At 73.8% G+C, this 11,121-nt stretch carries 2 protein-coding genes; both read right to left on the bottom strand.

Translation table 11 applies throughout. The annotated features are described in order from the left end of the window. The coding region (locus AOK01_RS09625; RefSeq protein ID WP_169800114.1) for a type I polyketide synthase at nucleotides 1–7,045 on the bottom strand (7,045 nt) is incomplete at its 3' end. 112 nt (nucleotides 7,046–7,157) lie between these two features. Further along, nucleotides 7,158–11,121, bottom strand: a 3,964-nt coding sequence (locus AOK01_RS09620) for an SDR family NAD(P)-dependent oxidoreductase (RefSeq protein ID WP_157871238.1), incomplete at its 5' end; no start/stop codon positions are given.

Here is an 11,121-nt window from a genome sequence, read left to right as displayed (position 1 = left end):
GCTCCGCCACCACCTCAGCCGACGCGGCGGCCAATGCCTCCTCCGGTACCTCCTCCGGCGCCTCCTCCAGGATCACGTGCGCATTGGTCCCCGAGATACCGAAGGAGGACACCCCGGCACGTCGTGCCCGCTCGCCTCTCGCCCACGGAGCCGGTTCGGTCAGGAGCCGTACGCCGCCGCTGTCCCAGTCCACGTGCGGGGTCGGTTCGTCGACGTGCAGGGTGGGGGGCAGTTGCTCGTGCCGCATCGCCATCACCATCTTGATGACGCCCGCCACACCCGCCGCAGCCTGCGTGTGACCGATGTTCGACTTCACCGAGCCGAGCCACAACGGCCGGTCATCGGGTCGTCCCTGTCCATACGTGGCGAGCAGCGCCTGCGCCTCGATCGGATCGCCCAGCGTGGTGCCGGTGCCGTGCGCCTCCACCACGTCGATGTCCTCGGGACTTCGGCCCGCTCCGGCCAGGGCGGCGCGGATGACCCGCTCCTGCGAGGGGCCGTTCGGGGCGGTCATGCCGTTGCTGGCACCGTCCTGGTTCACGGCCGAACCCCCGAGCACCGCAAGGACCTGGTGGCCGTTGCGCCGGGCGTCGGAGAGTCGCTCCAGGACGACGAGTCCCGCGCCCTCGCCCCAGCCCGTGCCGTCGGCGGTGGCGGTGAACGGTTTGCAGCGGCCGTCGGGGGCCAGCCCGCGCTGGCGCGAGAACTCCACGAAGGTGTTCGGCGTGGCCATCACGGTCACGCCTCCGGCGAGGGCCAGGTCGCATTCGCCCTGGCGCAGCGCCTGGGAGGCCAGGTGCATCGCGACCAACGAGGAGGAACAGGCGGTGTCCACCGTGATGGCGGGGCCTTCGAGGCCGAAGGTGTAGGCGACCCGGCCGGAGGCCACGCTCGGCGTACTGCCGGTCATGATGCGTCCTTCGAAGCCGTCCGGTTTGCGGGCGAGGAAGCGGGAGCCGTAGTCGTCGTACATGATCCCGGTGATGACTCCGCAAGGGGTGCCGCGCAGAGTGGCCGGGTCGATGCCCGCGTGTTCGAAGGCCTGCCAGGCGGTTTCGAGGAGCAGTCGCTGTTGCGGGTCCATCGCGACGGCCTCGCGTGGGCTGATGCCGAAGAAGGCTGCGTCGAACCGGGCCGCGTCGTAGAGGAATCCGCCTTCCCTGGTGTAGCTGTGGCCGATCCGGTCGGGGTCGGGGTCGAAGAGGCTCGCGGTGTCCCAGCCCCGGTCGTCGGGGAACGGGCCGATGGCGTCCGTACCGGTGGCCACGAGCTGCCACAGCTGCTCGGGCGAGGTCACGCCACCGGGGTAGCGGCAGGCCATGCCGACGATGACGACGGGGTCGTCGTCCGTGGCCGCGGCGCGCGCGGTGGCGACGGAGGCGGCCTGCTGGCCGGCCTGCTCGCCTGCCTGCTCACCGTCGGGGAGGTGGGAGCGCAGGTGCCCCGCCAGCGCTTCGGGGTTGGGGTAGTCGAAGACGAGGGTGGCGGGCAGCCGTATGCCGGTGGCGGTGGCGAGGCGGTTGCGCAGTTCCAGGGCGGTCAGCGAGTCGAAGCCCAACTCCTGGAAGGCGCGGCCCAGTTCGATGGACCGGGGTGAGGGGTGGGCCAGGACGGTCGCGATCTGTTCGCGGATCAGTTCGCTCAGGGCACGGTCCCGGTCGGCGGCCGACAGCGCGGCCAGACGGGCGCTCCACGAGGAGGGGGTTGTCTCCTCGGCGGTGGCCGCGCTCGGGCGGGATGCGCGCACGAGGCCGCGCAGGACGGGTGACAGGGTGCGGGCGGTGGCCTGGCCGCGCAGCACGGCGCGGTCGAAGCGGGTGGCGAGGACAGTGGGGCGAGGGGTCGTCAGAGCCGTGTCGAAGAGGGCCAGGGCCTGCTCGTCGGTCAGGCCGGCCACGCCGGTGCGGTGGATGCGCGCACGCTCGGTGGAGCCGAGCCGGGCGGCCATGCCGCCGGACGCGGACTCCCACAGGCCCCAGGCCAGGGAGGTGGCGGCGAGCCCCTGGGAGCGTCGGTGTTCGGCCAGTGCGTCGAGGAAGGTGTTGGCAGCCGCGTAGTTGGCCTGGCCGGCACTGCCGAGGACCGACGCGGCGGAGGAGAACAGGACGAAGGCCGACAGGTCCAGCTCGCGGGTGAGCCGGTGCAGTTGCCAGGCCGCGTCGGCCTTGGGAGCCAGGACGGTGTCGAGCCGGTCGGGGGTCATCGCCGTGATGAGGCTGTCGTCGATGACGCCCGCTGCGTGGACGACGGCGGTCAGCGGGTGGGTGGCGGGGATGTCGGCCAGGAGGCCGGCCAGCGCGTCGGGGTCCGTGACGTCGCAGGCCGCGACGCGCACCTCGGCGCCACCGGCCGCGAGGTCGCCGCGCAGGTCGGCGACGCCCTCCGCGTCCTCGCCCCGGCGGCCGGCGAGAAGCAGGTGACGGACCCCGTGTGCGGTGGCCAGGTGGCGGGCGACGGCTCGGCCGAGGCCTCCGGTGCCGCCGGTGATCAGGACCGTGCCCTCGGGGTCGAGGCCTGGTGCCGCGACATCGGGCCGGTGCCGGGCGACGGCGAGGCGCGGTACGAGGGCGGTGCCCGCGCGCACGGCGACCTGCGTCTCGTTGTGGGCCGTCGCGGTCGCCAGGACGGCGGGCAGGGCACGGCGTGACGCGGCCTCGTGGTCCACGTCCAGCAGCAGGATGCGGTCCGGCTGTTCGGTCTGGGCGGCACGGGCCAGACCCCACAGCGGTGCGGTGGCCAGGTCGGCCGGGGCGTCGTCCGCGTGGGCGGAGACTGCGCCGCCGGTCAGGATGACGAGCCGAGAGGCGGCGAGGGTGTCCGAGCTGAGCCAGTCGGACAGTAGTCGCAGGGCTCGGTGGGTGTGGGCCCGTGTTCGTACGGGGACGTCGTCCGGGTCTCCGAAGTCGATGGCGGGGAAAGGGGTGACGAAAGGGGTGAGGAAGGGGGCGAGAACGAAGTCCGGTACGGGCTCGCCCTCCGCGACTGCCGATGTCAGGGCCGCCAGGTCCCGGTGGTGCGCCGCGTGGGTGAAGTCCGTCGCGTCGGCTCCGAGCACGGCCCAGGTGCCGGCGGCCGGCGTCTCGGCGGGCAGCGGCAGCATCTGCCAGTCCAGGTGGTGCAAGGGTGGTGTGGTGGTGGGGCGGGCGGAGTGCCAGCGGTCGGCGGGGATCACCCGCAGCCGGAGGGTGTCGACGACGGCCACCGCGGCGCCGTCCGTGTCGGTCAGGGTGAGCCGCAGCTGATCGTCGCCCCTGGAACTGAGGCGGACGCGCAGCCTGGTCGGACCGGTGGCGTAGTTCGGACCGGTGGCGTAGTGACGGATGCCGGTGAAGGAGAACGGCAGCCGTACCGGGGCGTCTCCCTCACCCCCGCCCGCGCCCTCTCCCTCGCCGTCTCTGCCCCCGTCGTTCCCGCTCTCGTCGTTCCCGCTCTCGCGGTAGAGCTCGTCGACGGTGTGCAGCGCGGCGTCGAGCAGTGCGGGGTGGAGCGTGAACGCCTCGGCGTCGTCACGCTGTTCGCCGGTGAGGCGGACGTCGGCGTACAGGTCGTCGCCGCACCGCCAGGCGGCGTGGACGGCGCGGAAGGCGGGGCCGTAGCCGTAACCCTGCTCGTCGAGGCGGGCGTACAGGGCGTCGATGTCGAGTGCGGTGGCGTCGGCGGGCGGCCAGACCGCGGCGTCGGTGGCGGGTGACTCGGTGCCCTGGCCGGGGGCGAGCACGCCGGTGGCGTGGCGGCGCCAGCCGTACGCACTGCCAGACGTACTGCCGTCGTCGGTGCCGTCCACGTCGTCGGTGCCGTCTGCGTTGTCCATGCCGTTTGTGTTGTCTGTGTTGTCTGTGTTGTCGGCGACGCGGGCGTGGATGGCCAGGGTGCGGCGGCCGTCGGTGTCGGGGGCGGCGAGGGCCAGTTGGACGCTGACCGTGCTGGTGTCGTCGAGCAGGAGCGGGGCTTCCAGCGTCAGGTCGTCGACGGTGTCGCAGTGCGCGTACCGCCCTGCGAGCAGGGCGAGTTCGACGAAGGCGGTGCCAGGTAGCGGGACGCTGCCCCCGATGGCGTGGTCGGCGAGCCACGGGTGCGTACGCAGCGAGAGGCGCCCGGCGAACAGGAGACCGCCGTCGGCCTGCCTGATGACGGCCGGCAGGAGCGGGTGGCCGGTCTCCTGGAGGTCGGCGGCGCGGGCCGGAGCCGACGCGTCGGGGGCGGAACGCCAGTACCGCTGCCGCTGGAAGCGGTAGGTGGGCAGCGCCGCCGGTCGGGCCGCGTCGGCCGGGAAGAAACCGGTGAAGTCGGCCGGCTGCCCGTCGGCGTGGAGCGTGGCGAGGGCGGTGAGAAGGGTCCGCGTGTCGTCGTGCCCGGAGCGCAGGACGGCCGCCGTGACCGGCTCGGCAGGGGGCGTGAGGCAGTCGTGGACCATGGTGGCGAGAACGGGATCGGGCCCCAGTTCCAGGTAGCGCACCACGTTCCGGGCGTCCAGAGTGCGCAATCCGTCGAAGAAGCGGACCGGTCGGCGGATGTGCCGCACCCAGTACTCGGGGTCGGACAGCAGCTCCGCGTCGGCGAGCGCCCCGGTGAGGTTGGAGACGACTGGGAGCGTCGGCGCCTGGAAGGTCAGGGTGCGGGCCACCCGGCGGAAGTCGTCCAGCATCGGTTCGAGCAGGGGCGAGTGGAAGGCGTGGCTGACGTTCAGCCGCTTGGTCTTGTGCCCGCGCCCGCGCAGTATCCGCTCCAGGTCCGCCGCGCCCGTGGCCTCGCCGGACACGACGACGGACGTGGGGCCGTTGACGGCGGCGAGCGAGAGGTGCTCCTCCCGGCCCGCGAGCAGCGGCAGTACGTCTTCCTCGCCGGCCTGGACGGCGAGCATGGCGCCCCCGGCGGGCAGGGCCTGCATCAGCCGTCCGCGGGCGGCGACCAGTGTGCAGGCGTCCGGCAGGGAGAACACCCCTGCCGCGTGCGCGGCGGCGATCTCGCCCACGGAGTGTCCGGTCAGGTGGCTGGGGGTGACACCGAAGGAGGTGACCAGCCGGTACAGGGCCACCTCCAGGGCGAACAGGGCGGCCTGGGTCATGCCGGTCCTGTTCAGCGCGGCGGCCTGTGCGGTGCCGGCCGGCGCGAACAGTGCCTCGCGCAGCGGCTGTTCGAGCAGTGGGTCCAGGTGGGCGCAGATCTCGTCCAGGGCTTCGGCGAAGACGTCGAAGGTGTCGTGGAGCCGGGCGCCCATGCCCGGACGCTGGCTGCCCTGGCCGGTGAACAGGAAGGCGGTGCCGCCGGAGCGGGCCTGGCCCGGGGCGCGGGTGAGGGCCGGGTGGCTGCGACCCGCGGCGAGGGCGGCCAGTGCCTCGGCCCGCTCCTCGCGGTCGGCGCCGAGCACCACGGCGCGGTGCTCGAACAGGGATCGGCGCAGCAGCGCGCTGCCGACGTCGGCCGCGGAAGCCTCCACGCCGGTGGTGAGGTGACCGGTAGTGAGGTGACCGGTGGCGAGGTGACCGGTGGCGAGATGGCTGGCAAGCGCCTCGGCCTGGGCGCGCAACGCGGGGGCGCTGCGCGCGGAGAGCACCCATGGCAGCTCTGCCCGGTTGCCGTGCGTGCTGCCGGCCGGTCGGCTGCCCGGTCGGGCCGCGGAGTGCCGTGGGCCTTCGCTGTCCCGGGCGGCCTCCGCCGGGTCGACGGCCGGGGCCTCCTCCAGGATCAGGTGGGCGTTGGTGCCGGATATGCCGAAGGAGGAGACACCCGCGCGTCGGGTGCGCTCGCCCCTCGGCCAGGCGACCGGCTCCGTGAGCAGGCGCACCGCGCCCGACTCCCAGTCGGCGTGCGGGGTGGGTTCGTCGGCGTGCAGGGTGGCCGGCAGTGTCTGGTGGCGCAGCGCGAGGATCATCTTGATCAGCCCCGCGGCACCCGCCGCACCCTGAGTGTGGCCGATGTTGGACTTGACCGAGCCGAGCCACAACGGCCGGTCGCCGTACCGCTCCTGGCCGTAGGTGGCGAGAAGCGCGTCGGCCTCGATGGGGTCGCCGAGCCTGGTCCCGGTGCCGTGCGCCTCGACCGCGTCCACCTCGGCGGGTGAGAGCCGGGCCCCGGCCAGCGCGGCTCGGATCACGCGCTGCTGGGAAAGGCCGTTGGGCGCGGTGAGCCCGTTGCTGGCACCGTCCTGGTTGACGGCCGAACCCCGGATCACCGCAAGGACCTGATGGCCGTTGCGCCGGGCGTCGGTGAGCCGCTCCAGGACGAGCAGGCCCGCGCCTTCGGAGAAGGCGGTGCCGTCGGCGGCGGCCGCGAACGGCTTGCACCTGCCGTCGGCGGCCAGGCCGCGTTGCCGGGAGAACTCGGTGAACACGTACGGAGTGGTCATCACCGTGACGCCGCCCGCGAGCGCCAGGTCGCACTCACGCTGCCGCAGGGCGTGGGCCGCGAGGTGTACGGCGACGAGCGACGACGAGCAGGCCGTGTCGATCGTCACCGCCGGGCCCTCAAGGCCGAAGGTGTAGGCGAGACGGCCCGACAGCACGCTGGGGGCGTTGCCGGTGACCAGGTAGCCCTCGGCGGCGGCGTCGATGTGCGGGGTGCCGAAGCCCGGCAGTGCCGCGCCCGCGTACACGCCGGTACGACTGCCCGCCAGTGACCGCGGGTCGATGCCCGCGCGCTCCAGCGCCTCCCAGGCGCACTCCAGGAGCAGCCGCTGCTGCGGGTCCAGGGCCAGGGCCTCACGCGGGCTGATGCCGAAGAACTCCGGGTCGAAGAGGTCGGCGTCGTGGACGAAGCCGCCCTCCCGGGCATAGCTGGTGCCCGGGTGATCGGGGTCCGGGTGGAAGAGCCGCTCCAGGTCCCAGCCCCGGTTGTCGGGGAAGGGGCCCAGGGCGTGGCCGCCCTCCGCGACCAGGTCCCACAGGTCTTCCGGGGTACGTACTCCGCCGGGGTAGCGGCAGCCCATCTCCACGACGGCCACCGGTTCCTGGCCGCGTTCCTCCGCCTCGCGCAGCCGCCGGCGGGTGGCGTGCAGGTCGGCGGAGACCCGTTTGAGGTAGTCGACCAGTTTCTCTTCGCTCACCATGTGCGCTGCCGCTCCCCGCCCGTGGTCGCAAGGTGTGTGGTCTCAGGGTGTGTGGTCACAAGGTGCTCGGTCGCAAGGTGTTCGGTCGGCAGGTGTTCGGTCGGCACGTTCCTCACACCCCCAGTTCGTTGTCGATGAAGTCCAGTACTTGCTCGGCGGTGGCCTCCTCCAGGCCGTCGACGTCGTCGCCGTCGCCGTCTCCGTCTCCGTCGCCGGCCGTCGGTGTCAGACGGGCGAGCAGCGCCTCCAGGCGGGCGGCGACCGCGACCTGGTCCAGGCCCCGCGCCACGGCGGCGGTCAGGCCGTGCTCGACGCGGGCCACCTCCTGGAGGACCTGGGCGGTGATGTCGCCGGTCGCGGCCGGTGCGCCGTCGGGAGCGAGCCGCTCCACCAGGTGGGCGGCGAGCACCTGGGCCTGCGGATAGTCGAAGACCAGCGCGGCGGGCAGCTTGAGGCCGGTCGCGGCGGCGAGCCGGTTGCGCAGTTCGACCGCGGTGAGCGAGTCGAAGCCGAGTTCCTTGAACTGTGTGTCCACCCGCACCGCGCCGGGGTCGGCGTGGCCGAGCACTCCGGCGGCGTGGGAGCGCACCAGGCCGGTCATCATTTCCAGTCGCTCCTCACCGGTCAGGGTGGCGAGCCGGGCCGGCCAGTGGGCCGCCTCACCTGCAGCGGTCGTGGCCGCGACAGGCCGGGCGACGGAGGGTTCCCCGGCGGCGGCCGTCAGCGTGCGTAGGACGGTGGGGACCGCCGCGCCGGACCCGGCCGGGACGCGGGCGTCCAGATCGAGGGCGAGCAGGTCGGGGCGTCCATGGGCGCGTGCGGCGGTCAACAGGGCACAGCCGCGCGCCACGCTCGTCGGTTTGATGCCGTACCGGTCGATACGGGCCCGGTCGGCCGCGGTCAGTGTTCCGGTCAGGCCGCTGGTGGCCTCCCACAGCCCCCACGCCACGGACAGTCCGGCGAGGCCCTGCGCCCGGCGGCACACCGCCAGCGCGTCGCAGTAGGCGTTCGCCGCCGCGTAGTTGGCCTGGCCCGGGGTGCCCAGGGTGGCGGCGAAGGAGGAGAACGTCACGAACAGGCCCAGCCTCATCTCGCGGGTCGCTTCGTGCAGATGACGTGCGGCGGCGGCCTTGGCCGCCCACACCCGAGCGAGGCGGTCGGGGTGCTGGGAGTCGATCAGGGCGTTGTCGAGCACACCGGCGGCGTGGACGACGCCGGTCAGCGGATGCGCCGGATCGATGCCGGCGATCAGTGCGGCCACCGCGTCCGGCTCGCTCACATCGGCCGCCACGAAGGTGGCCTCCGCTCCGAGCTCTGCCAGCCGGGCGGCCAGTTCGGCCGCGCCGTCGGCGTCTGGGCCGCTACGGCCGGCCAGCAGCAGGTGGCTGGTCTCCCCGGTACGCGCCAGGTGTTCGGCCACGGCGGCACCGAGGGCACCGGTGCCGCCCGTGATGAGGACGGTGCCGTCGGCGGCGAGCGGGGCCGGCACATCGAACACCAGCTTGCCGGTGTGCTGCGCCCTGCTCATGTACCGGAACGCCTCCCGCGCCCGCCCCAGCGGCCAGGCGCCGACCGGCAGCGGGACCAGCGCACCGGAGGCGAACAGTCCGCCGAGGCGGTCCAGCATCTCCCCGAGCCGCTCGGGCCCGGCGTCGGCCACCAGGTCGAACGCCGTGTAGGTGACTCCGGGATGCTCCAGCGCGACCGCTCCGGGATCGCGCACGTCGGTCTTGCCCATCTCCACGAAACGGCCGCCCTCCCTCAGCAACCGCAGCGAGCCGTCCAGGAGTTCACCGGTGAGGCTGTTGAGTACGACGTCCACGCCACGGCCGCCGGTGGCCCGCCGGATCGTGTCCTCGAAGCCGGGGTCACGCGACGAGGCCCGGTGGCCGGCGTCGATGCCCATGTCCTCCAGCACGGCGTGCTTGGCGGGGCTCGCGGTGGCGTACACCTCGGCGCCGAGATGGCGGGCGATCTGCACCGCCGCCATCCCCACCCCGCCCGTGGCCGCGTGGATCAGCACCGACTCCCCCGCCCGCAGCCCGGCCAGGTCCACCAGCCCGTACCAGGCCGTGAGGAACGCGGCAGGGGCAGCGGCCGCCTGCCGCGTGCTCCAGCCGGCCGGGACGGGGGCCAGCGCCCGCGCGTCGGCGACGGCCCACGGCCCGAACGCGCCCTCCAGCATGCCCATCACACGCTCACCGACCGCCGGACGGGTGACACCGGGCCCGACCTCCGTCACCACCCCGGCCGCCTCGGTACCCGGCAGGGCGTCCGGATCCGGGTACATGCCCAGAGCGATCAGCACATCGCGGAAGTTCACCCCCGCCGCGTGGACGGCGACACGGACCTGTCCCGGCCCCAGTGGTCGCAGTGCCTCCTCGCAGGCCACCGCCGTAACGGCGTCCAGCGTCCCGGACTCCCCGCCCACGAGCCGCCAGGCGTGCGCTCCGGGCGGCCCGGTCAGCTCGGCGGGTTCAACGGCCCGCGCCCACCGGGGCACGAACACCCGGTCGCCGCGCAGGGCCAACTGCGGCTCGTCCGCGTCCCCGGCACGGCGTACCGCGTCCACGACGGCAGCGCGGTCCACACCGTTCACACCCTTCACACCCTTCACGCCCTTCACGCCGTTCACACCGCCGAACGGGCCGTCGGTGTCGAGCAGCACGAACCGGCCGGGGTGCTCCGACTGCGCACTGCGCACGAGGCCCCACACGGCCGCGCCCGCCAGGTCCGTCTCACTCGGCGGGCCGGTCCCGTCGACGGGGCCGGCCACGTCCACCGCGTCCCGGGTCACGATCACAAGCTGTGCCTGCTCCAGGCGCGGCGCGGCCAAGAACTCCTGGAGGAGACCCAACACCCGCCCGGTGACGGCGAGTTCGTTCGCGCCACCGGTTTCCGCGCCACCGGTTTCCGCGCCACCTGTGTCCACGGCGGCCAGGATCACGGTGGGCGCGGAGGCACCGGCGGGGGCACCCACCTCCCCGTGACGCACCGGATCCAGTTGGAGGTCTTCCAGCACGGCCACAGAGGAGCCTTCGGTCATGCCGTGGCCGGCCACGGCCGGTACGGGAAGCGGGGTCCAGAGCAGTTCGTAGAGCCCGTCCGTGCCCGGTCCGGCGGCGGCCCGTACCTGCGCGGTGCCGGTCGACCGCAGCCGCAGCTCCGCCACGTCCATCACCGGCTCGTTCGCGGGATCGGTCAGCGTCAGGCGCACCGCGTCCGCGCCGCCCTCGCCCGCCTGGGCGATCCGTACCCGTACGGTCGTGGCCTCTGTGGCCCACAGCGACACACCGCTCCAGGTGAACGGCAACAGCACCTGCCCGCCGTCGTACGCCTCCTGGTCCCGCCGCGCGATCAACGGGTGCAGAGCGGCATCCAGCAGCGCCGGGTGGATGCCGAAACCGGCCGCAGGACCGGCGTGCTCGGGCAGTTCCACCTCCGCCAGCAGATCCCGGCCGTGCCGCCACAGCGCACGCAGTCCCTGGAACGCCGGGCCGTACGCGTATCCGGCGGTGGCGACCCGCTCGTAGAAGCAGCTCACGTCCACCGGCTCGGCCTCCGCCGGCGGCCACGGCCCGGCCTGGCACGGCGGACGGGCGGCCGGCTCGCGGCCCAACTCGCCGACGGCATGGCACACCCAGGCGGTGCCCGCCTGATCCGGGCGCGCGTACACGCGTACGTCACGCCGGCCTTGCTCGTCCGTCGCGCCGACGACGACCTGGACCCGCAGGCCCCCGTCCTCCGGCAGCACCACCGGCACTTGCAGGGCCAGTTCCTCCACCGCGGCACAGCCCACTTCGTCGGCGGCCCGCAATACCCACTCGACCAGCGCCGCCCCCGGTACGAGCGATGTCCCGGCCACCACATGCCCGCCCAACCAGCCGCCACCTCCGGCGGAGATCCGGCCGTCGAGCACCACTCCCCCATCGGCGAGGGCGACCGCGGTGGGCAGGTGCGGGTGCCCGGACCCGGACCCGGACCCGGACCGGCGAGCATCGATGCCGCGTGCCACCGTGTCGACCAGCCAATAACGCTGGCGTTGGAAGGCGTAAGTGGGGAGGTCGACGGTTCGG

The organism is Streptomyces aurantiacus (assembly GCF_001418335.1).
Classification (GTDB): domain Bacteria; phylum Actinomycetota; class Actinomycetes; order Streptomycetales; family Streptomycetaceae; genus Streptomyces; species Streptomyces aurantiacus.
This window is presented reverse-complemented; position numbering and strand designations above follow the sequence as displayed.